This is a genomic window from Nocardia sp. NPDC087230 (assembly GCF_044744725.1).
Lineage (GTDB): Bacteria > Actinomycetota > Actinomycetes > Mycobacteriales > Mycobacteriaceae > Nocardia > Nocardia canadensis.
In genome coordinates this window covers 1,036,132-1,057,902 of record NZ_JBIUYV010000001.1, presented here as the reverse complement: position 1 = coordinate 1,057,902, position 21,771 = coordinate 1,036,132, and the positions used below count along the sequence as shown (strand labels likewise).

The window sequence follows — 21,771 nt, the reverse complement described above, 5'->3', positions numbered from 1 at the left end:
GGCGAATGCCGGAGAAAACCGGACGCGTGGCGCGGCACTGATCCGCCGAGCGGAGCCGGACGGGTGGTCCGGTCGGACAAACGGGTCGACCCTCGGCCGCGACGGTGCGTCGCGGGGCGGAAGGCCGCCATGGTTCCCGAACCCGGCGGTGGCAAGGGAAGGGAATCCGCAACATTCTGCCAGCACGGCCGACCAGTTGCCAAACCGGTTCCGTGTGTCACCCGGCCGCGCGTCATGGATCGAGGGTAGCCGCGCCGAATTGCCATGGCGTTAGAGAAAACTCGCAGCTGAAGGGGAACATGCGGTGAACAATCACACCGCGGCGGGACGGCCCGCGGTGAGCTGACCGTCGAGCGGATCGTCCGCGACGGCCCGGCGGACCCACACCTCGTCCAGCCCACCACAGCGCAATCGCGACTGCCACTCCGGCACCGCCAGCGGGTGGTCGATGCGGCGGTGGATGCCGCGGCTCTCGGTCCGCACCAGCGCGCTGTACCCGGCCCAGCGCGCGACGGCGAGCAACGCCGCCGCCTGCCTGGCCCGCACCCGTTCGGCGCCGATGCCGCCCAGTTCGAACTGCGCGCCCGGCCACATGATGTCCAGCTCGGCGATGCTGTCGGCCAGGCTACCCGCACTGCGCCGGTAGCTGCGCCGCAGCGGCAGGGTGTGCTCCTGGACCAGTCCGATCACCGAGCGCGGATCGATGTGGGCGTGCAGGCCGAGACCGGCGCCCTCGACCGGACGCGCGCTGGTCGCCCGTTCGTTGGCCACCGCGAAGGCGGCGGCGCCCTCCCCCGCCCAGGTTCCCGAGGCCAGCGCCCACGCGCCGCTCAGACCACCGGTCGCGCCCGCGGCACCCGTCACGACCTCGCGTCCGGCGACGGCGCCTGCGGCGTACAGCCCGCGCACGGTGGTCGCGCAGTCCGGTCCGGTCAGGGCCACCCCGCCCGCGCCGAGGACGGTGCCCTCGAGGACCGCGCGCACCGGCACCCGGCCCGTCGCGTCGACCGCGCCGTGCCTGCTCAGCCAGTGCCGGACGGTGTCGGGCACCTCGTGCAGCGCCGCGAAGACCCGCCTGCCGTCGGCGAGCGCGGCCAGGGCCGCCGTGTGCCTGCCGGGGAGTTCGGCGCCCGCTTCGTCGTAGAGCGCGGCGAAACGCACCGAGAGTCCGGGGGCGACAGCCGGATTCGGATGCACTCGCGACAGCACCGGCGCCAACCCGTAGGCGCTGGAGAATTCCATCCCGGACAGCTCGGCGCCGGCCTCAGCCGCCATCAGCAGGCCCTCGCCGGTGTTCACCTCGGTCCCGGCGCCGCCGGACAGGAACGCGCAGCCACCGGTGGCCACCACCACCGCGCCCGCCCGGATGGTCCACGGCCGGAACCGGTTGTGCCGCTGGATGCCCGCGGCACCGACCACCGTGCCCGCCGGATCGACGAGCAGTTGCAGCGCCGGATGGTGATCGAGGATGCGCACGCCCGCCTCGAGCGCGCCCCGGCGCAGCCTGCGCAGGTAGCTCGCGCCGTCGAGGTGCACCACCGGCGGATCGACGCCCGCGGTGTCGGGCACCCGGTTCCTGGTGCCGGACCAGACCCGCAGGCGGCGGTGGGTCTCGTCGGCGACCCGGTGCAGCCAGTCGGCGTCCCCCAGGCCACCGCCGCGGACCAGCGCCGTGTCCACCACGTCGGCACGGCTGTGACCAGGAGCGACGTCCCAGATCATGGTGCTGCCGTAGACCGAGGGCCCACTCGACCCGCACCTGCTCTTGTCGACGAGGACGACCCTGGCCCCCGCGGTCGCGGCCGAGACGGCGGCCCAGAGCCCGGCGGGTCCACCGCCCAGGATCAGAACATCCGTCTCGATGTTGCTCACAAAGAGAAATATTCGGGGACAGTTCACCCGGGCGCAACCATTACGCGCTCGTCAACTCCACCATTGTGTCCAAAGCAGTACACCGGTCGTGATCATCACGACCGCCGAGGCGGTGAACGCGGCGACGCCCCGGCTCCGATCGGCGTAGAGCTGGGCGGCCACGACGACCACCGCCGCGAGCACATGCCAGGTCAGCGATTCGGCGCCCGGCCCGGGGAAGTCCCGGCGCGAACCCATCACCGCGGCCCCGATCACCACGCACAGCAACGCGACCACTCCGCCCGCGACCAGGCCGCTGAACCCGCGCACCAGCGTCACGGGGCGATCACCGGCACCCCGCTCGCCTTGCCGATCAGCGCCTCGAACTGTTCGGGATCGGTCCGGCAGGCGCCGATCTCGATGGTCTTGTTGCTGCCGTGGTAGTCCGACGACCCCGTGCGCAGCAGGCCGAGTTCGGCCGAGAGGTCGGTCAGGACCGCGCGATCGGCGGCGCTGTGGTCCGGGTGGTCGATCTCGAGACCGCCCAGGCCGAGGGCGGCCAGGTCGCGGATCTCGTCGAGGGCGAGCAGCCTGCCGCGCTTGCGCGCCCGCACGTGGGCCAGCACGCTGACCCCGCCCGCGGCCGCGATCAGTCCGACCGCGCGGGTCAGCGGGGTGTCGGCCTTCTCGGCGTAGTACGGGCCGTGCGGGGCCAGCAGTTCCTGGAACGCGGCGTCGACGCTCTCGACCACCCCGGCCTCGACCAGCGCCCGCGCCAGATGCGGACGACCGGCCGCCGGGCCCGCGCCGGCCAGCACCGCGTCGGGATCGATGGGCAGCCCGTCGGCGACCATCTTGTCGGCCATCGCGCGCACCCGGGCCACCCGCTCGGCGCGCAGGCGTTCGCGTTCCTCGGCGAAGCCGGCGTCGGCGGGATCGAACAGGTAGGCCAGCAGATGCACCGGGACGGGCCAGCCGTCCTCGCCCATCCCCTGGCACGACATCTCCATGCCGCGCACCAGCGTCAGCCCCGGCGGGCGCGCCGCCTCGGCCTCGGCCCAGCCCGCGGTGGTGTCGTGATCGGTGATCGCGACGACGTCGAGGCCGGCCGCGGCGGCGTTGCGCACCAGCTCGGCCGGGCTGTCGGTGCCGTCGGACGCCGTCGAATGGGTATGCAGATCAATGCGCACACCCTCAGTCTTACAGTGCCGTCTCGACCGGCGCGCGGTCCTCCACCGAGACAGCGCTGGCCGTAGCATCCACCTCGTGCCTTCGCTACCGCAGATGCCGTCGTTCCGTGGGCCGAGCCGGGCCGGTCCGGCGCGGCCGCGGATTCCCGTGCCGACCGCGCGGGCCATCGTCGACTGCGGGGTCTACGTCGACGGGAAACGGCTACCGGGTCACTTCACGCCACAGCAGGCGCTGGCCGAGGCGAGCAAGACCGAGACCGGATTCGTCTGGCTCGGGCTGCACGACCCCGACGAGGGACAGATGAACGAGGTCGCCGCGATCTTCGGCCTGCACCCGCTGGCGGTGGAGGACGCGGTGCAGGGCAGGCAGCGTCCCAAGCTCGAGCGCTACGACAACACGCTGTTCCTGGTGCTGCGCACCGTCAGCTATGTCGACCACGACATCCACGCGATCAGCGAGATCGTCGAGACCGGCGACATCATGGTCTTCACCGGACCGCATTTCGCGATCACCGTGCGCCACGGCGAGCACACCGGGCTGGCCGGGGTGCGCCACGACCTGGAGGGCAAGCCCGACCAGCTGCGGCTGGGCCCGTGCTCGGTGCTGCACACCGTCGCCGACCACGTCGTCGATTCCTATGTCGACGTCTCGGAATCGGTCGAGTCCGACATCGACGAGATGGAGGAGGCCGTGTTCACCCCCGCCTCCAAGATCGGCATCGGGTCGATCTACCAGCTCAAGCGCGAAGTGGTCGAATTGCGCAGGGCCGTCTCACCGTTGGGGCAGCCGCTGCAGATGCTCGTGCACAGCCAGGACATTCCGGTGCCCAAGGAGATCCGCCGCTATCTGCGCGACGTCGCCGACCACCACACCACCGTCACCGAGCACATCACCTACTTCGACGAATCGCTGAGCGGCCTGGTCAACGCGGCGCTGGCCAAGATCAGCGTCCAGCAGAACACCGACATGCGCAAGATCGCCGCCTACGCCGCCATGGCCGCCGTGCCCACCATGATCGCCGGCGTCTACGGCATGAACTTCGACTACATGTGGGAACTGCACCAGCCGTGGGGCTATCCGGCGGTGCTGATCATCATGGTCGTCGTCTGCGGGGTGCTGTTCCGCAGTTTCCGCCGCAGCAAGTGGATCTAGAGGTTCACCGCACCGCGCGCGGGGTCGCGGATGTCGATGCCCGCTTCGGCCCACGCGTCGCGCAGGGCCTGGGCGCCGCGGACGCGGACCCAGGCGGCTTCGGTCGCGGTGATCGGGGTGACGCTGAGATACCGCACCGGCTCGGCGGGTTCGGGCAGGGCGATCTCGGTGATGTCGCTCTCGCCGAGCAGGACCGCGGTGAAGGTGGCGTTGTGCCACAGCGGTTCACCCAGGTCGAGCAGCGCGTCCGCCTGGAGCACAACGCCTTCCACCGACGGGGTCGCGACGAGCACGCCCAGCGAGCGCGCGACGCCCGCCTGCGGGCCCGCGCTCAGCAGCAGAGTCAGCACCAGTTCGGCGCGCGGGCCGCGGACGGGGTCGGCCAGCAGATCGGCGGGATCGCCCATCGGATGGCGTGATCCGCCCAGCGTCGCGTAGTGCACCGCGTCGTCGCCGGGGATGCGCAGGATCTCGATCGGTTCCAGGCCGAGGAAGGTCACCGAGGCCGAGTCGACCCGGGCGCGCTCCACGCCGTAGTGGTCCAGCACCGCGGTGCGGACCGTGTCCACCACATCCATTGCGTCACAGGGCCAATCGGGCCAGCATGTCGCGGGCGCGCTCGGCGGTCTTCGGGTCGCACAGCACGTCGTAGCGGCCGGCCACCAGCTGCATGGTCGAGGCGAAATCGCGCTGGCCCTTGGTGGCCGCGTACGGGATCGAGGTGGTGATCACGCCGAACACGATGCCGCCCAGCAGGCCGACGACCAGCGGGCCGAGGGCGCCGCCGGTGGTGGTGAACAGACTCAGCAGCAGGCCGAGGAACAGGCCCAGCCACGCGCCCGAGACCACGCCACCGCCGATGACCTTGCCCCAGGTCAGCCGGTACAGCACCCGCTCGACCTGCATGAGGTCGACGCCGACGATGGTCACGTCCTGCACCGGGAACTGTCCGTCGGCCAGGTAATCGACCGCGCGCTGTGCCTCGGCGTAGGTCGGATACGAGCCGACCGGCCAGCCCGACGGCGGCGTCGGCAACGCCTGCCGTCCGCGATTCGGGTTGCCCAAGGGATTCGTCATAGTCCCATTCTGCTAGTTCTGGACCGGCTGTGGCGGAGTGAAACGCGTTGTGCGCGTCATTCCCGCAGCTCGCCCCTTCTCCGCTATGACCTGCGCCATCTTCGCGCTGGCTTCGTCGATCATCTCATCTCCCAGCATGACGGCGCCACGAGCGCCGCCGGCGTCGGAGGTGTGGAAGGCGTAGGCCTCCAGGATCAGCTCGGCGCGGTCGTAGTCGCCCTGGCGCGGGCTGAAGATCTCGTTGCAGGCGTCGATCTGATCGGGGTGCAGCACCCACTTGCCGTCGAAGCCGAGCGCGGCGGTGCGTCCGGCCGCCCGGCGGAATCCGTCGACATCGCGGACCTGCAGGTAGGGACCGTCGATCGCCTGCAGGCCGTGCGCGCGGGCGGCGAGCAGGATGGTCATCAGTATGTGGTGGTAGGCGTCGCCGACGTCGTAACCCACCGGCTGCTCGCCCACCACCAGCGTGCGCATATTGATACTGGCCATGAAATCGGCCGGGCCGAACACCAGCGCCTGCACCCGTGGGCTGGCCGTGGCGATCGCGTCGATATTGCGCAGGCCGAGCGCGTTCTCGAGCTGCGGTTCGATCCCGATCCGGCCGACCTCGAGCCCGCTCGCCTTCTCCAGCTGGGTGAGCAGCAGGTCCAGCGCGTGAACCTGGCCCGCGTCGGTCACCTTGGGCAGCAGGATCGCGTCGATCGCCGCGCCCGCGCCCTCGACGACGCTGATCACGTCGGCGTAGGTCCACTCGGTCGACCAGTCGTTGACCCGGACCACCCGCAGCTGCGCGCCCCAGCCCGGTTCGTTGAGCGCGGCGACGATATTCGCCCTGGCCGCGGTCTTGGCGCCGGGCGCGACGGCGTCCTCGAGGTCGAGGAAGACCTCGTCCACCGGCAGGCCCTTGGCCTTGGCGATCATCTTCGGATTGCTGCCGGGTACGGCCAATACTGAGCGGCGGGGCTTCATGGGCCCTCCTCCTTCGTTCGTCACACCGGCCGTGGCGTGTGGTGACCGGCCGTTGTGGACCGCCTAGCCTGAGGGTCATGGCAACCACCAGGGTGTACGTCGCCCGGCTCGCCGGCCTGACGGTGCTGGGTCCGGACGGGGAGTCTATCGGCCGGGTCCGCGATGTCGTCGTGGCCGTGCGGCACGGACGGCAACAACCACGGGTGCACGGCCTGGTCGTCGAATTGGTCACCCGGCGGCGGATTTTCGTGCCGATGCTGCGCGTCACCGCGATCGAACCGGGCATCGTCACCCTCAACACCGGCACCGTCAGCCTGCGGCGATTCGCCCAGCGGCCCGGCGAGATGCTGGCGCTGGCCCAGATCGTGGACTCGCAGGTGCGGGTGAACGATCCCGGACTGCCGGATCTGGACGGCGTCGACGTCCATGTGGCCGACCTGGGCATCGAGCAGACCAGGACCAGGGATTGGGTGATCGGCCGGGTCGCGGTGCGCGGGCACCGGCGGATCGGGCGCAGGCGCACCGTGCACGTGGTGGACTGGTCGCAGGTCGAGGGCCTGACCCCGGCCGAGGTCGGCAGACCGGGCCAGGACGTCACGACGCTGCTCGAACAGTTCGAGGGGTTGCGCGCGGCCGACGTCGCGCACCGCCTGCGGGAGCTGCCGGAGAAACGCCGGGTCGAGGTGGCGATCGCCCTGGACGACGAACGCCTCGCCGACGTCGTCCAGGAACTGCCCGACGACGATCAGGTCGACCTGCTCGGCCACCTCGAGGTGCGCCGCGCGGCCGACGTGCTCGAGGCGATGGACCCCGACGACGCCGCCGACCTGCTGGGCGAGCTGCCCGAGAGCGAAGCCGAATCCCTGCTGGCCCTGATGGACCCGGAGGAATCCGAGCCGGTCCGCAGGCTGCTGGCGCACTCCCCCGATACCGCGGGCGGTCTGATGACGCCCAAACCGGTCGTGCTCAGCCCGTCGACCACCGTCGCCGAGGCGCTGGCCCGGGTCCGTGACCCCGACCTGACCCCGGCGCTGGCCTCGATGGTCTTCGTCGTGCGCCCACCCACGGCGACCCCCACCGGCCGCTACCTGGGCTGCGTGCACATCCAGCAGTTGCTGCGGGAACCGCCGGCGCACCTGGTCGGCGGAATCGTCGACACCGACCTGATGCCGCTGGCGCCGGAACTGCCGCTCTCGGCGGTGACCCGGTACTTCGCCACCTACAACCTGGTCAGCGGCCCGGTCGTCGACGCGGAGAATCATCTGCTCGGTGCGGTGACCGTCGACGACGTCCTCGATCACCTGCTGCCCGAGGACTGGCGCGAAGAAGAAGAGCAGACGTTCGCCCATGCCGAAAGGGTCCCGCGTGAGTGAGAAGAACCCGGCCCGTCAGCGGCTGGAAACCCCGGTCGGCTCCCGGTTCACCCTCGACTGGGACTCCGAGGCGTTCGCGCGCAGCAGTGAGCGCGTGGCACGGTTCCTCGGGACCGGGCGATACCTGGCGATCCAGACGATCATCGTCATCGTCTGGATCGTGCTCAATGTGTTCGTGGTCGCGCTGCGCTGGGACCCGTACCCGTTCATCCTACTCAATCTGGCCTTCTCCACGCAGGCCGCCTACGCGGCGCCGCTGATCCTGCTGGCGCAGAACCGCCAGGACAACCGGGACAAGGTCTCGCTCGAGGAGGACCGCAGCCGGGCCGCGCAGACCAAGGCCGACACCGAGTTCCTCGCCCGCGAGCTGGCCGCGCTGCGGCTGGCCGTCGGCGATGTCGCCACCCGCGACTACCTGCGCCGCGAGCTCGAGGAGATCAAGGACGTGCTCGACCGGATCGACGCGGTCACCACGCCCGACGGCGCGCCGAAGCCGGAGAAGAAGCGAAAAGCCGTCCGCAAGAAAACCTCCGGTCAAACGCCCTCTGCTGCCCCGGTTTCGCCAGGTGGTTCAGACGAGTAACCGGAAATGCTCTACAACTTCCTGACCGGTAGGTAACCTGGATCACGTTGTTCCGGGCGGGCCGGAGGGGGACTCTGCGGTGCCGCTGCTTCGACGTAAAGGGTTGGTGTGGCCGTGCGAATCTCTGCTCCGATAACGATGTCGGCCCTTGTCGTCGCTGGACTCGTCGCCTCCGGGTCGGCCGTGCAGACCGCGACGCCGAGCACCGCCCCCACCGCGCCCGAGGCTCTGCTCGCCGCGACCGCGAGCACCACCGAGGACACCCCGGAGACCGATCCGTCCGAGATCGTCGGGCTGCTGCCGATCGCGCAGGAGGCGCCGCGCAAGCTGCGCGCGCTGTCCCCGTCCGCGAACAGTCTGGCCCCCTTCGCCGGGACGGTTCCGTTGCAGAGCATCTCGCTGCCCACCGGCAGTGGCGCGCTCGGCATCCCCGAGATCGTGCTCGCCGCCTACCGCAACGCGGAGCTGGCGCTCGAGACCGCCCAGCCCGGCTGCGGGCTCACCTGGAACCTGCTGGCCGGCATCGGCCGCATCGAGTCCGGGCACGCCAGCAGCGGCCGCACCGACGCCGCGGGCACCTCGACCACGCCGATCTTCGGCCCCGCGCTCGACGGCACCCTGCCGGGCAACGAAATCATCAAGGAAGCCGACGGCGGGTTCGTGCGGGCCGTCGGCCCGATGCAGTTCCTGCCGAGCACCTGGGCGCTCTACGCCGCCGACGGCAACGGCGACGGCACCGCCGACCCGCACAATGTCTTCGACGCCGCGCTGGCCGCGGGCAAGTACCTGTGCTCGGGCGGGCTGAACCTGCGCGACGCCTCGCAGGAACTGCGCGCGGTGCTGCGCTACAACAACTCGATGTCCTACGCGGCCAATGTGCTCAGCTGGTCGGCGGCCTACCGCACCGGTGGCGCGCCGAGCTCGGTCGCCATCTCCCCCGACATCGTGCCGCCGGGCAGCGCGCCGATGGTCTCGCCGAATGTGCTGGCCGCCTCGACCGACGCGCCGGTCACCGCGGCGCCGCCGTCGACGACCAACCAGCTGCCGCCGAACACGCCGAAGGTGACCACGCCGACCCAGGTGATGATCACCCTGCCCGGCCTGCCGCCGATCCCCTGCGGCATCTTCTGCCCGGCTCCGGTCGCACCGGCTCCCGAGGTGTGTGTGAGCGATCCGGCGCCGGCCCAGATGCCGAACCCGCTCGAGCCGGCCAAGCCCGTCGAGCAGACCTTCGGCGCTGCGGCGCCGAAGGATCCAGCGCAACCCGAGCAGACCGACCCCGCGCAGCAGGCGGCCGAGCAGCAGGCCACGGCGCCGGTGTGCACCCCGGCCCAGACCGCCGAGCCCGCGCCCGCCGAGTCGAAGGCCCCCGCCCCGGAGAAGACGCCGGAGCCCGGCATCGAGCCGACCGAGGCGCCCGCGCCCGTCGAGCAGGCGCCGGCGGCGCCCACGCCGCCGCCGGGGATCACGTTGCCGTTCAACATCGTCATCCCGCTGCCGCCCGGTCCGGCGGTCCCCTAGAAATCAAACCGAAATACAGGTCACGGAGGGGTAACAAAAAGGTCTCGGGTGCGGTAATCTCTTCTCATCCAACACGGTTGAGGAGGGCACCACACAGTGGGTCGTCATCGGAAACAGCCTGCTACGACGGTTCGACGTAGCTCGCTCATCGCACTGACCGGATTGGTCCCCGCCGGACTCGTGGCCGTTACCGCCGCCGCGACCGACGCGACCATCGCCAGCAACGCCGCTGTCGAGCACGACCTGCCCGGCGCCGACGCCGAGGCCGCGCCGGAACTCGTGGCCGCACCGCAGGCCGATATCACCGAGGTCGCCCACGCCGAGGCGCGCCAGTCGCCCTCGGCCGCGCCGGTCGTGAAAACCGTTGCACTGCCGGATGATCGCGCGGCCGCCGATCTCCCGGCCGGCCCGCTGGGCATCCCGGGCATCGCGGTCGCCGCCTACCAGAGCGCCGAACAGCAACTGGCCGTGGAGAATCCGACCTGCGGGATGTCCTGGTCGCTGCTGGCCGGCATCGGCAGGGTGGAGTCCACCCACGCGTACGGCAAGGCCGACGCGGACGGCAACCCGATCAAGGCCGTCTACGGTCCGGTCCTGGACGGCAGCCTGTACGGCAACAACGTCATCCACGACAGCGACGGCGGTGAACTCGACGGCCTCGGCGGCTACGACCGCGCCATCGGCCCCATGCAGTTCCTACCCGAGACCTGGCACCGCTACGCCGCCGACGGCAACGCCGACGGCATCGCCGACCCGCAGAACCTGTTCGACGCCGCCCTCACCGCGGGCCGCTACCTCTGCGACGGCGGCCTCAACATGCGCGACCTCTCCCAGCAGTCCAAGGCGATCCTGCGCTACAACAACTCCATGGCCTACGTGGCCAACGTCATGGCCTGGTCGACCTCCTACTCCAGCGGCCTCGCTCCCAAGCCCTCCGACCTCCCCCGCATCTGACCTGAGAGGACATGGCCCCGCCGAGGGCGCTCGAATGAGCAGCAGCATAAAATCGGGCATATGCCAGTGATTACGGAAGCGGATGTGCGGGCCGCGCTCGCGAAGGTCGACGACCCGGAGATCCGCAAGCCGATCACCGAGTTGGGCATGGTCAAGAGCATCGCCATCGCCGACAGCGGTGACGTGCACGTCGAGGTGTATCTGACGACGTCGGGCTGCCCGCTGCGGACCGAGATCGTCCAGCGGGTGACCAAGGCCGTCGCCGATGTACCCGGCGCCGGTGCGGTGACCGTGGATCTCGACGTGATGAGCGACGAGCAGCGCACCGAGCTGCGCAAGTCGCTGCGCGGCGACTCGGCCGAACCGGTGATCCCGTTCGCCCAGCCCGGATCGCTGACCCGCGTCTACGCCGTCGCTTCCGGCAAGGGCGGCGTCGGCAAGTCCAGCGTCACCGCCAACCTGGCTGTCGCGCTGGCCCAGCGCGGCCTGTCGGTCGGCGTGCTCGACGCCGACATCTACGGCCACTCGATCCCGCGCATGCTCGGCACCGACGCCCGTCCGACCCAGGTCGAGCGGATGATCATGCCGCCGATGGCCTACGACGTGAAGATGATCTCGATCGCGCAGTTCACCCAGGGCAACACGCCCGTGGTGTGGCGCGGTCCGATGCTGCACCGCGCGCTGCAGCAGTTCCTCGCCGACGTGTTCTGGGGCGACCTGGACGTGCTGCTGCTCGACCTGCCGCCCGGCACCGGCGACGTCGCGATCTCCATCGCGCAGCTGATCCCCAGCGCCGAAATCCTGGTCGTCACCACCCCACAGATCGCCGCCGCCGAGGTGGCCGAGCGCGCGGGCGCGATCGCCCTGCAGACCCGTCAGCGGATCGCCGGCGTGGTGGAGAACATGTCCTGGCTGGACCTGCCCGACGGCACCCGGATGGAGCTCTACGGCTCCGGCGGCGGCCAGGTCGTGGCCGATCGGCTGACCCGCGCGGTGGGCTCGACGGTGCCGCTGCTCGGCCAGATCCCGATCGAGCAGGCCCTGCGCGAGGGCGGCGACGCCGGTACCCCGATCGTCCTCGGCGACCCGGGCAACCCGGCCGCCAAGGCCCTGCGCGAGGTCGCCGACAAGCTGGCCGTCCGCAAGCGCGGCCTGGCGGGCATGTCACTGGGCATCGATACGACCCGGCACCTCTGAGCCTGGGGTTGTCGGTGGGGGTGCTTAGGCTGTCTACATGCTGACGCTGCTGCTCTATGTGCTGATCGTCGGGCTGGTCGCGGCCATGTTGTTCCTCGTGGCGAGCGCGGTGTTCGGCCGGTCCGAGGAACTCGGGCCGCTGCCCGAGGGCACGACGGCCACGGTGCTACCCGCCCACGGCGTCACCGGCGCCGACGTGCGCGCGTTGCGGTTCCAGCAGGTCGTGCGCGGCTACAAGGCCGGCGAGGTCGACTGGGCGCTGGGCAGGCTGGCCGAGCGGATCGACGAACTCGAACTCGAGCTGGCGCAGGTGCGGCAGTGGCAGGCGCAGGTCGCCGCGGGCCAGGACCGCCCGTGACCGAGCTCGCCGACGACGGGTACGAGCGCTGCCCCTGGTCGACCGGCTCGGCGCTGTATCGCGACTACCACGACACCGAGTGGGGCAAGCCCCTGCACGGCGACGACGCACTGTTCGAACGGCTGTGCCTCGAGGCCTTCCAGTCCGGCCTGGCCTGGATCACCATCTTGCGGAAGCGGCCCGCGTTCCGCGCGGCGTTCGCCGACTTCGAGATCGCGAAGGTCGCCGAGTTCGGCGACGCCGACCGCGAGCGACTGCTGGCCGACGCGGGCATCGTCCGCAACCGCGCCAAGATCGACGCGGTGATCGCCAACGCTCGGGTTGCTCGGGACCTGCCGGTGGGCTTGGACGAGCTGCTGTGGTCCTTCGCCCCCGCGCCACGCCCGCGGCCGGCGACGATCGCGGATGTGCCCGCCACCACACCCGAATCCATTGCTCTGGCAAAGGAATTGAAGCGCCGAGGCTTCGTCTTCGTCGGCCCGACGACGGCGTATGCCCTCATGCAGGCGACCGGGATGGTCGACGATCACCTGGAGGTTTGCTGGGTGCGCCAGGCCGCGAACGGAACCGACTCGCGAGTCACATTTCGTACTCAGGTGTCCGTCCGAGACGGCAATAGGGAAGAATAGGACCGGTGTGGCCCGCCGAACACCCGGCGAGCCCGCTGGTTGGCGACAACCGGCAGACGAGAATCAGTGCGCAGACAGACCGCGCAGATCTGGAGGGAGCAGAGGATGGCGGCCATGAAGCCCCGTACCGGGGACGGTCCCCTCGAGGCAACCAAGGAAGGTCGTGGAATCGTCATGCGGGTTCCACTCGAGGGTGGCGGGCGTCTGGTCGTCGAACTCACACCGGACGAGGCTGCGGCGCTCGGTGACGAATTGAAGAGCGTCACCAGCTGACGGCACTCACCGAGGTGGCCGCACTCCTGGCCTGCCCGGAGTGCGGTGACGAACTGCAACCGCGCGATCGCGCGCTGCGCTGCGGTACCGGCCACAGCTTCGACATCGCCCGACAGGGCTATGTCGGGCTGCTGACCGGCGCAGCGACGAAGATGACCGGCGACACCGCCGATATGCTCGACGCCCGCGCCGCTTTCCAGGGCGCGGGACACTTCGCCCCCATCGCCGCGGCCGCGACGCACGCTTTCACCGCGGCACCCGCGCCCGACCTGCCCGACGCCCAGGTGATCCTCGAGGTCGGCGCCGGCACCGGCTACTACCTCGCCACGATCCTGGCCGCCGAGCCCGGGTTCGCCGGCATCGCGCTCGATGTCGCCAAGCCCGCCGCGCGCCGGGCCGCTCGCGCGCACCCGCGCTTGGCCTCGGTGCTGGCCGACGCCTGGCGCGGTCTGCCGATCCGCGACCACTCCCTGGCCGGCGTGCTGTCGGTGTTCGCCCCGCGCAACCCCACCGAGGTCGCCCGGGTGCTCGCGCCCGGCGGCAGCTTCGTGGTGGTCACGCCCACCGTCGACCACCTGAACGAGCTCGTCGGCCCGCTCGGCATGGTCCGCGTCGACCCCGACAAGGAGCGCAGGCTCGCCGATTCGCTCGCGGGGCTGTTCACCCGCTCCGCGCACACCCGGGTCGAGTTCGGGATGAAGCTGTCCCGGCGCGACGTCACCGACGTCATCGCGATGGGCCCCTCGGCCTTCCACGGCACCCCGGCCGACGATCCCCGCATCGCGGCGCTCCCCGACGTCACCGAGGTCACCGCCGCGGTCACGGTCTCGACCTACCGTCCGGCGAGCTGACCGCACTCGACGGGCCGACCGCCCGGGATCGCGACCGCTGCGCGACGAACCGCGCCGCGGCTACTTCAGCACGCTGCGATACACCTCGACGGTCTGCTCGGCGATTCGCGCCCAATCGAATTCCGCGATGGCGCGCGCCCGCCCGGCGTCACCGTAGCGCCGCGCCAGCTCCGGATCGCCCGCCACCGCGTTGACGGCGGCGGCCAGTCCGCGTTCGTACTCCGCCGTCGACCCCGCGTCGTAGTGCACGAGCCGACCGGTGACCCCGTCGTCGACGACCTCCGGGATGCCGCCCACATCGGAGGCGACGACCGCGGTGGCACAGGCCATGGCCTCCAGGTTGACGATGCCGAGCGGTTCGTAGACCGAGGGACAGACGAACACCGCGGAGGCGGTGAGGATCTGGCGGACCTGCTCGGTCGGCAGCATCTCCTTGACCCAGAACACGTTGCCGCGCTCGCGCTGCAGCCCGTCGACGGCGGCGGCGATCTCGAGTTCGAGTTCCCTGGTATCGGCCGCACCGGCGCACAGGACCAGCTGGATGTCGGGATCGAAATCGGCGGCCGCGGCGAGCAGGTGGCCGACCCCCTTCTGCCGGGTGATCCGCCCGACGAAGGACACGATCGGCAGCTCGGCACGCACCCCGAGCCGTTCCAGCACGGGGGCCTCGTCGCCGGCGGGTGCGCCCGGATGCCAGACCGTGGCGTCGATGCCGTTGTGCACCACGTGGACCCGGCCCGGGTCGATCGCCGAATAGGCGTCGAGCACGTCGTGGCGCATGCCCTCGCTCACCGCGATCACGGCGTCGGCGTACTCCATCGCGTTGCGTTCCGACCAGGACGAGAGCCGGTACCCGCCGCCGAGCTGCTCGGCCTTCCACGGCCTGCGCGGTTCCAGCGAATGCGCGGTGAGGATGTGCGGAATGCCATAGAGCGCGCCGGCGAGATGGCCCGCGAGCCCCGCGTACCAGGTGTGCGAGTGGACCACGTCGACGGCGCCGACCGCGTCGGCCATCCGCAGCTGCGCCGACATCATCTGCAACGCGGCGTTGGCGGCGTAGAGCTCGGGGTCGGGCCGATGCACGACGGCGCCGGTGCGCGGCGCGCCCATACAGTGCACGGTCACCTCGGCCAGCGCGCGCAGCCGGGCGGTGAGTTCGGTGACATGAACTCCCGCACCGCCGTAGACCTCGGGCGGGTATTCCCGGGTCAGCATGGCGACCCGCAGCTGTTGCGCCGGCTCCTGGTCGCTGTCGGTGCCATAACTCACTGGTCCAAATTAGACCCTCGGGTCGACATGAGCCACCGTTGTGCCGCCCAGCCTGTACTTTGAGCAGGGTGAGGAGCCAGCCGCACGTACTCGGGATCGTGCTCGCCGGTGGCGAGGGCAAACGACTGTTTCCGCTCACCGCAGACAGGGCCAAGCCCGCGGTTCCGTTCGGCGGCGCGTACCGGCTGATCGATTTCGTCCTGAGCAATCTCGTCAACGCGGGATACCTGCGCCTGTGCGTGCTCACCCAGTACAAGTCGCATTCGCTGGATCGCCACATCTCGCAGACCTGGCGGCTGTCCGGTTTCACCGGCGAGTACATCACCCCGGTGCCTGCCCAGCAGCGCCTCGGGCCGCGCTGGTACACCGGCAGCGCCGACGCGATCATGCAGTCGCTCAACCTGATCTACGACGAGGACCCCGACTACATCGTCGTCTTCGGCGCCGACCACGTGTACCGGATGGACCCGGAGCAGATGGTCGCCAGCCACATCGCCTCCGGCGCCGGGGTGACCGTCGCGGGCATCCGGGTGCCGCGCAGCGAGGCTAGCGCGTTCGGCTGCATCGACTCCGACGAGTCCGGCCGGATCACCCAGTTCCTGGAGAAGCCCGCGCATCCGCCCGGTACCCCCGACGACCCGAACGTGACGTTCGCGTCGATGGGCAACTACGTGTTCACCACCCGGGTACTGGTCGACGCGATCCGCGCCGACGCCGAGAACTCCGACTCCGACCACGACATGGGCGGCGACATCATTCCCGCGCTGGTCGCCGCGGGGAAGGCCGCGGTCTACGACTTCGCCGACAACGAGGTGCCCGGCGCCACCGAGCGCGACCGCGGGTACTGGCGTGACGTCGGGACCATCGACGCCTTCTACGACGCGCACATGGACCTGGTCTCGGTGCACCCGGTGTTCAACCTCTACAACAAGCACTGGCCGATCCGCGGCGCCGCCGAGAACCTGCCGCCCGCCAAGTTCGCCAGGGGCGGGCTGGCGCAGGAGTCGATCGTGGGGGCCGGCTCGATCCTGTCGGCGGCCACCGTCCGCAATTCGGTGCTCAGTTCGAACGTGATGATCGACGACGGCGCCACCGTCGAGGGCAGCGTGCTGATGCCGGGGGTGCGGATCGGGAAGGGCGCGGTCGTGCGGCACGCGATCCTGGACAAGAACGTCGTGGTCGGCGAGGGCGAGATCATCGGTGTCGACCTGGATCGCGACCGGGAGCGGTTCGCGGTCAGCCACGGCGGGGTGGTCACCGTCGGCAAGGGGATCTGGGTCGGCTAGCAGCGCGAAGCGCAGAGCAGCCCGTCACCGATCGGGATCAGCACGCTGGTGAGGTCGGGGTTCTCCGCGATGGCCCTGGTGGCCGCCCGCACCGCCTGCGTGGCCGGGTCGCGCTGGGATTGGTCGGGCACGCGACCGCCGAGCAACGCGTTGTGCAGGATGAACGCGCCGCCTTCGCGCAGCAGCCGGACGCCCTGTTCGACGTAGTGCGGGTGTTCCATGGGGGCCGCGTCGACGAAGACGAGGTCGTAGGCGCCGTCGGCGAGCCGAGGTAGGACGTCGAGAGCGCGGCCGTTGATCAGCCGGGTGCGCGCGGGCGGGATCTCCGCGGTGCGGAAGGCCTCCTTGGCCGCGCGCTGATGCTCGGGCTCGGAGTCGATCGTGGTGAGCGTGCCGTCCTCGCGCATGCCGTCGAGCAGCCATAATCCGCTCACCCCGGCGCCGGTGCCCACCTCGACGACCGCGCGGGCGCCCAACATCTGCGCGTACATGCTCAGCAGGGCGCCGACGGAGGCGGGCACGGGCACCGCGCCCAGCTCGGTGGCCCGCTCGCGCGCGTCGAGGAGGATTTCGTCCTCGACGACGGACTCCTCCACATAGGCCAGGTTCCGCTCCACGTTCGATGCCACAGCTATGAGGCTAGGGCACCGGAGGGGTCTGTGTATTCAGCGAATGCGCCGATCGCCCCGAGTGTCGCGCACCGATCGAACAATTGCCGCAAGTTTGCGGAAAGGTCACGAAGGGGCTGGAACTGCTGCTTTCCGCGTGCCGGCGGGACTAGGGTCGGCATCGATAAGGATTCTCAGGACACACTCAGGATCTCCACATCTGACCCATATCGGGGCAGGAAATAGTTGCCCTACGCAAGACCAGCCGATCGCGGCGGGTACGAGACGCGGGAACAACCTCACACAGTTGCTGGTTGATTCCGATAGCAAGGTTCGCTGACCCGGACCGGCGTGGTTTCGTGCCAGCGGTCCCGAGTAGGAGGTGTCCCATCCCGATGGTAGACACGGCGCGTCACGCCACACCGACCGATCAGACTCTCCCCGCCGATCTCCTCGCCGCCGACGGCGAGCAGCTCGACGCCGAACTCACCGGCACCGCCGCCTTCGACGCGACCGGTGACCGCACGGTCATGCCCTCCTGGGACGAACTCGTCCGCGAACACGCCGACCGGGTGTATCGCCTGGCCTACCGCCTCTCCGGCGACGCCCAGGACGCCGAGGACCTCACCCAGGAGACCTTCATCCGGGTGTTCCGCTCGCTGCAGAACTATCAGCCGGGCACCTTCGAGGGCTGGTTACACCGCATCACCACGAACCTGTTCCTGGACATGGTCCGCCGCCGCAACCGCATCCGCATGGAGGCGCTGCCGGAGGACTACGACCGGGTCCCCGCCGAGGGCCCGACGCCCGAGGAGTCCTACCACGACGCCCGTCTGGATCCCGACCTGCAGAAGGCCCTGGACTCACTGGCGCCGGAGTTCCGTGCCGCCGTGGTCCTGTGTGACATCGAGGGCCTGTCCTACGAGGAGATCGGCGCGACGCTCGGCGTGAAACTGGGCACCGTGCGCAGCCGGATCCATCGTGGGCGGCAGGCACTGCGCGAATACCTTGCGCATAATGGAACTGAGCAGCGGTACTCCGCTGACGCCTACGCAGGGTGACGCAGTTGTCGGCGTCACCGGGCCTCTCGGTTGATGTCGGTCGGAAGGAAGAACTCCGCATGAGCGTGGACCCCAGTGCCTCAGGTCGTACCCCGCGCTTTCAGCCCACCGAGCACCTGGCCAGCGAGGCGATCGCGGCCTATGTCGACGGCGAGCTGCGCATGAACGCGTACCTGCGCGCCGCCCAGCATCTTTCGGTGTGCCCGGAATGCGCGGCCGAGGTCGATGCCCAGCAGCAGGCGCGCATCGCGCTGCGCCGGGCCGCCGAGGTGGCCGTGCCGCGCAGCCTGCACGACAGCCTGACCAGGATCCCGCTGGCCGAACTGCCCGGCACCACAGCCGAGCCGCCGCGCCGTAACGAGGCATTTCTCGGATTCATCACCGATTCCTTCACCGCGACCCGGTGGACAACCTGGCGGCGCAAGTAGAGTCACGGGCGTGACAGGCGAATCGACGAATTCCGGATCGACCGAACACGCGGATTCGGCGGCCGACCGGGGGAACCTGCGGCCGTCGGACGCGCCGAACCTCGGCCCGCGCCCGGTATACCGGCCGCACATCGACAGTCATACCGCGCGCGCGTTCCGTCGCCCGAACGGTCAGACCGGCTCGTTCGCGCCGCACGACCCGCAGCGGCCCGGCCCGGCCGCAGGCGCCGATCAGCTCGTCAGCCAGCGCCCGCCGGACGGCGTGCTGGCCGAGGCATTCTCCCGCCCCGAAGGTTCCGACGAGCTGCTGCAGCGCGAACCGGGCTCCGAGGAGCCGCGCACCGTCGTCGCGGGCCCCGTCGATCCCTGGCGCGATCCCGCCGCCACCGCGCGCCTCGGCGCGCCTGCTGTCGAGACGCCCGCGCCCGAGCGCCTCCCCGCCGCCCCCAAGCTGACCGCCCGCGAGGTGCTGTTCGGCTCCCGCGTCGCGCCCAAGGCGCTGGCGCTGCTGGCCGTGCTCGCGCTCGGGATCGCCGTGCTCGGCGGCCTGGTCGGGCGGATCACCGCCGAGACCGCCTCCACCCTCACCTCCCGCAAGGTCACCCTGGACCAGACCGCGGGCATCGAGGAACCGCACAGCCGCATCGCCGCGGTGGCCAACGCCGTGCTGCCCTCGGTGGTCTCCATCCGGGTCACCGTCGGCGACAACGGCGCGACCGGTTCGGGCGTCGTCATCGACGGCGCGGGCTACGTCGTCACCAACAATCACGTCATCTCGATGGCCGCGACCGACAAGTCCGATCGCGCCGCCATCCAGGTGCAGTTCTCCGACGGCACCCGGGTGCCCGCCGAGATCGTCGGCCGCGATCCCAAGACCGACCTCGCCGTGCTGAAGGTCGAGGCCAAGAACCTGACCGTGGCCAACCTCGGCAAGTCCTCCGACGTGCAGGTCGGCGACGACGTGCTGGCGGTCGGTTCGCCGCTGGGCCTGAGCAAGACCGTCACCTCCGGCATCGTCAGCGCCCAGCACCGCCCGGTGAAGCTGGCCGGTGAGGGCAGCGACACCAACGCCGTCATCGACGCCGTGCAGACCGACGCCGCGATCAACCCCGGTAACTCCGGCGGCGCGCTGGTCGACATGCAGGGCCGGGTGATCGGCATCAACACCGCGATCCGCAGCGAGACCGGCGGTTCGGTGGGCCTCGGCTTCGCCATCCCGGTCGACGTCATGCAGACCGTCGCCCAGACCCTGATCCGCGACGGCCAGATGCACCACCCGGTGATCGGCCTGAGCGCGCGCACCAAGACTGTCGCCAACGAGGTGATGAGCGGTGCCGCCGTCGCCGATGTGAGCCCAGGCAGCCCCGCCGCCAAGGCCGGCATCGTCGAGGGGGATGTCATCGTGAAGATCGGCGACCGCGAGGTCACCGGACCGGACGAGCTGGTCGTCGCGGTGCAGGCGCGCAAGATCGGCGAGACGGTGAACGTGCAGTTGATCCGCGATGGCAGGCAGGTGGACGTCCCGGTCACGCTCGAATCCGACTGAGCCGCGACCGCGCCGTCCAGGTAGCCTGGACTGCGTGTTCAGCAACATCGGGTGGAGCGAGATGATGATCCTGCTCGTCGCCGCCCTCGTGATCCTCGGCCCGGAGCGCCTCCCCGGCGCGGTCCGCTGGACCACGCGTTCCCTGCGCCAGGTGCGCGACTACGCCAGCGGCGCCACCTCGCAACTCAAGCAGGAGCTGGGGCCGGAGTTCGACGAGCTGCGCAAGCCGCTGGCCGAGCTGAACGAGCTGCGCAACATGAGTCCGCGCGCCGCGGTCACCAAGCACCTGCTGGGCGGTGACGATTCGGTGCTGCGCGGCCTGGAGAGCGCGGTGCCCGACAAGCAGCAATTGTTCGGCACGAGCAGTGGGATGCCGGGCGGATCGGGGTCGTCCTCGCCCTCGCTGTCGAAGCCGCTGGGCCACAACGAGCGCCCGCCGATCGACTTCGACGCGACCTAGACCCCCGGATCACACCGCACGGTCGGCATTTGCCACGAGGTCGCGCGCCCCGGACACAGCCGCGGCTACCTCGAAAGATTGTGATAGCCGACAAGTCGGACATGATACGCGTTGTGCCGCAATACAGTTCGATGTCAACCGATATAGACACGGAATGCTGTCGAGCTGTCTAGACTTCGCACATGTCGGCCGATGACGTGGCACGAGTCTTCGCGATCGAGGACAAGGTCGAGAGACTCAAAGCAGCCACCGACGGGGTGGCGGCTGCCCAGCAGACCATCAACGAACTCACCAGGATCAGGCGCGCCGTGATCCGCGAACTCCACGCCGAGGGCTGGACGTTCGCCCGGATCGGGGCCGCCGCCGGCCTCTCGCGTGCGCGCATCCACCAGGTGAGCACCCAGGGACCGGTCCCCGAGGGCCTGTTCTTCGGGCACGGCACGCTGACCGTGCTCGCGCCCGAGGTCCGCGCCGGGCGGCTACTGGGCGCCCCGGACCCGGCCGCGGCCCAGCGGCTGGCCGAGCTCCTGCGTCAGCTGGGTTTCGTGGCGAATGTGGAGACCTTCCTGCCCGGCAGGCCGGTCGACCTCAATCGCGACGGCCTGGTGATCCTCGGCGGCCCCGAGCTCTCCCCCAGCCTGCGCCAGCTGGTGGTCGCCGATCCACGCCTGCGCCGGACCGTCACCCGCGCCGGCGACACCCGTCGCGGCATCGAGGACCGGGCCGCGCGGCGCGTCTACCGACCCGGCGGCACAGAGCCGCACGACATCGCCTACCTGGCCCGGCTGCCCCGCCCCGACCGGCGCGGCAGCGTCATGCTGATCGACGGACTGCACCCGCCGGGGTCCCTGGGTGCGATCCGATTGCTGGCCACCCGGCTCGCCACCCTGCACGAACGCGCGAGCAGTCACTTGTTTTCGGTACTCATCGCGGTCCGTTACGACCGCACGTCGGGCGAGCCCGTAGATGCCGACCTTCTCACCCCGGTTTATCGGCACGAAACCGACCCAAGGTTGGCTACGACCCGGGTTCGTCCATAGTTAGATCTAAACTGAGCTCACTTTGTGATCTGCATCACGCTATTGTTATGCAGCACAGAATACCGACGATGTTTAGATTGCTAGCGAGTAACCG

24 protein-coding genes are annotated in these 21,771 nt (G+C 70.3%); 16 read left to right on the top strand and 8 right to left on the bottom strand.

Annotated elements, in window-relative coordinates; translation table 11 throughout:
- Positions 1-312 precede the first annotated feature (312 nt).
- From ACIO52_RS05065 to ACIO52_RS05055, 3 genes are read right to left on the bottom strand one after another with little or no spacing between them, the layout of a single operon-like run.
- Positions 313-1,872 (bottom strand): FAD-binding protein, encoded by a 1,560-nt coding sequence (locus ACIO52_RS05065; protein ID WP_218719912.1) that lies wholly within the window; start codon positions 1,870-1,872, stop codon positions 313-315.
- Between the two features lie 51 nt (positions 1,873-1,923).
- Positions 1,924-2,190, bottom strand: a complete 267-nt coding sequence (locus ACIO52_RS05060) for a hypothetical protein (protein WP_218719911.1) — start codon at positions 2,188-2,190, stop codon at positions 1,924-1,926.
- Positions 2,187-3,041, bottom strand: a complete 855-nt coding sequence (locus ACIO52_RS05055; protein WP_218719910.1) for a PHP domain-containing protein — start codon at positions 3,039-3,041, stop codon at positions 2,187-2,189. Before ACIO52_RS05055 ends, ACIO52_RS05060 begins: the two co-directional genes overlap by 4 nt.
- Before the next feature lie 94 nt (positions 3,042-3,135).
- Between ACIO52_RS05055 and ACIO52_RS05050 the strand changes: the two genes are divergently transcribed.
- The gene (locus ACIO52_RS05050; protein ID WP_402642172.1) at positions 3,136-4,194 is read left to right on the top strand and encodes a magnesium and cobalt transport protein CorA; all 1,059 of its coding nucleotides are present in this window, start codon (positions 3,136-3,138) and stop codon (positions 4,192-4,194) included.
- Here the strand turns inward: ACIO52_RS05050 and ACIO52_RS05045 are convergent.
- From ACIO52_RS05045 to ACIO52_RS05035, 3 genes are read right to left on the bottom strand one after another with little or no spacing between them, the layout of a single operon-like run.
- Positions 4,191-4,772, bottom strand: a complete 582-nt coding sequence (locus tag ACIO52_RS05045) for a suppressor of fused domain protein (protein WP_218719909.1) — start codon at positions 4,770-4,772, stop codon at positions 4,191-4,193. The two genes, ACIO52_RS05050 and ACIO52_RS05045, sit on opposite strands and share 4 nt — an antisense overlap.
- Before the next feature lie 4 nt (positions 4,773-4,776).
- A complete protein-coding gene (locus tag ACIO52_RS05040; RefSeq protein WP_019048869.1) occupies positions 4,777-5,271 on the bottom strand; it encodes a general stress protein in 495 nt (164 codons plus the stop codon).
- 12 nt (positions 5,272-5,283) lie between these two features.
- Positions 5,284-6,240, bottom strand: a complete 957-nt coding sequence (locus ACIO52_RS05035; RefSeq protein WP_218719908.1) for a CoA ester lyase — start codon at positions 6,238-6,240, stop codon at positions 5,284-5,286.
- Between the two features lie 77 nt (positions 6,241-6,317).
- Here ACIO52_RS05035 and ACIO52_RS05030 point away from each other — a divergent pair, with 77 nt between their 5' ends.
- From ACIO52_RS05030 to ACIO52_RS04990, 9 genes are all read left to right on the top strand, one after another.
- Positions 6,318-7,613 (top strand): magnesium transporter MgtE N-terminal domain-containing protein, encoded by a 1,296-nt coding sequence (locus ACIO52_RS05030; RefSeq protein WP_218719907.1) that lies wholly within the window; start codon positions 6,318-6,320, stop codon positions 7,611-7,613.
- The gene (locus ACIO52_RS05025; RefSeq protein WP_308248571.1) at positions 7,606-8,196 is read left to right on the top strand and encodes a DUF1003 domain-containing protein; all 591 of its coding nucleotides are present in this window, start codon (positions 7,606-7,608) and stop codon (positions 8,194-8,196) included. Before ACIO52_RS05030 ends, ACIO52_RS05025 begins: the two co-directional genes overlap by 8 nt.
- Positions 8,197-8,334: 138 nt before the next feature.
- Positions 8,335-9,717, top strand: coding sequence for a lytic murein transglycosylase (locus ACIO52_RS05020; protein WP_218719905.1), 1,383 nt, complete (start codon positions 8,335-8,337; stop codon positions 9,715-9,717).
- A gap of 96 nt (positions 9,718-9,813) precedes the next feature.
- Positions 9,814-10,671, top strand: coding sequence for a lytic murein transglycosylase (locus ACIO52_RS05015; RefSeq protein WP_316575943.1), 858 nt, complete (start codon positions 9,814-9,816; stop codon positions 10,669-10,671).
- Positions 10,672-10,731: 60 nt separating this feature from the next.
- The gene (locus ACIO52_RS05010) at positions 10,732-11,868 is read left to right on the top strand and encodes an Mrp/NBP35 family ATP-binding protein (RefSeq protein ID WP_402641788.1); all 1,137 of its coding nucleotides are present in this window, start codon (positions 10,732-10,734) and stop codon (positions 11,866-11,868) included.
- Between the two features lie 37 nt (positions 11,869-11,905).
- Positions 11,906-12,226, top strand: a complete 321-nt coding sequence (locus ACIO52_RS05005) for a DivIVA domain-containing protein (protein WP_218719902.1) — start codon at positions 11,906-11,908, stop codon at positions 12,224-12,226.
- The gene (locus ACIO52_RS05000) at positions 12,223-12,855 is read left to right on the top strand and encodes a DNA-3-methyladenine glycosylase I (RefSeq protein WP_218719901.1); all 633 of its coding nucleotides are present in this window, start codon (positions 12,223-12,225) and stop codon (positions 12,853-12,855) included. The genes ACIO52_RS05005 and ACIO52_RS05000 overlap by 4 nt, the downstream gene beginning before the upstream one ends.
- Positions 12,856-12,960: 105 nt before the next feature.
- Positions 12,961-13,128, top strand: a complete 168-nt coding sequence (locus tag ACIO52_RS04995; protein ID WP_011211259.1) for a DUF3117 domain-containing protein — start codon at positions 12,961-12,963, stop codon at positions 13,126-13,128.
- A gap of 14 nt (positions 13,129-13,142) precedes the next feature.
- On the top strand, positions 13,143-13,979 hold the full coding sequence (locus tag ACIO52_RS04990; protein ID WP_218719900.1) for a putative RNA methyltransferase: 837 nt from the start codon (positions 13,143-13,145) through the stop codon (positions 13,977-13,979).
- Positions 13,980-14,039: 60 nt separating this feature from the next.
- Here ACIO52_RS04990 and glgA read toward each other — a convergent pair whose 3' ends face one another.
- Complete coding sequence (glgA, locus tag ACIO52_RS04985; protein WP_402642170.1) at positions 14,040-15,206, bottom strand: glycogen synthase; 1,167 nt, start codon at positions 15,204-15,206, stop codon at positions 14,040-14,042.
- Between the two features lie 110 nt (positions 15,207-15,316).
- Here glgA and glgC point away from each other — a divergent pair, with 110 nt between their 5' ends.
- The gene (gene glgC / locus ACIO52_RS04980) at positions 15,317-16,534 is read left to right on the top strand and encodes a glucose-1-phosphate adenylyltransferase (protein ID WP_218719899.1); all 1,218 of its coding nucleotides are present in this window, start codon (positions 15,317-15,319) and stop codon (positions 16,532-16,534) included.
- Here the strand turns inward: glgC and ACIO52_RS04975 are convergent.
- Positions 16,531-17,163: an O-methyltransferase gene (locus ACIO52_RS04975; protein ID WP_374104893.1), complete on the bottom strand. Its 633-nt coding sequence runs from the start codon at positions 17,161-17,163 to the stop codon at positions 16,531-16,533. The genes glgC and ACIO52_RS04975 overlap by 4 nt on opposite strands.
- A 374-nt stretch (positions 17,164-17,537) precedes the next feature.
- On the opposite strand from ACIO52_RS04975, the gene sigE reads away from it, so the two are divergent.
- The 5 genes from sigE to ACIO52_RS04950 all read left to right on the top strand — a co-directional run bounded on the left by sigE (position 17,538) and on the right by ACIO52_RS04950 (position 21,677).
- The gene (gene sigE, locus ACIO52_RS04970) at positions 17,538-18,203 is read left to right on the top strand and encodes an RNA polymerase sigma factor SigE (protein WP_218719898.1); all 666 of its coding nucleotides are present in this window, start codon (positions 17,538-17,540) and stop codon (positions 18,201-18,203) included.
- A gap of 59 nt (positions 18,204-18,262) precedes the next feature.
- The gene (locus ACIO52_RS04965; RefSeq protein ID WP_218719897.1) at positions 18,263-18,631 is read left to right on the top strand and encodes a zf-HC2 domain-containing protein; all 369 of its coding nucleotides are present in this window, start codon (positions 18,263-18,265) and stop codon (positions 18,629-18,631) included.
- A gap of 10 nt (positions 18,632-18,641) precedes the next feature.
- Positions 18,642-20,177: a S1C family serine protease gene (locus ACIO52_RS04960; protein WP_218719896.1), complete on the top strand. Its 1,536-nt coding sequence runs from the start codon at positions 18,642-18,644 to the stop codon at positions 20,175-20,177.
- Positions 20,178-20,211: 34 nt separating this feature from the next.
- Positions 20,212-20,637 carry a Sec-independent protein translocase protein TatB gene (gene tatB, locus ACIO52_RS04955; RefSeq protein ID WP_218719895.1) on the top strand — a complete coding sequence of 142 codons (426 nt, stop codon included), beginning with the start codon at positions 20,212-20,214 and terminating at the stop codon, positions 20,635-20,637.
- 182 nt (positions 20,638-20,819) lie between these two features.
- A complete protein-coding gene (locus ACIO52_RS04950) occupies positions 20,820-21,677 on the top strand; it encodes a hypothetical protein (protein ID WP_218719894.1) in 858 nt (285 codons plus the stop codon).
- The last annotated feature ends 94 nt before the right edge of the window (positions 21,678-21,771 follow it).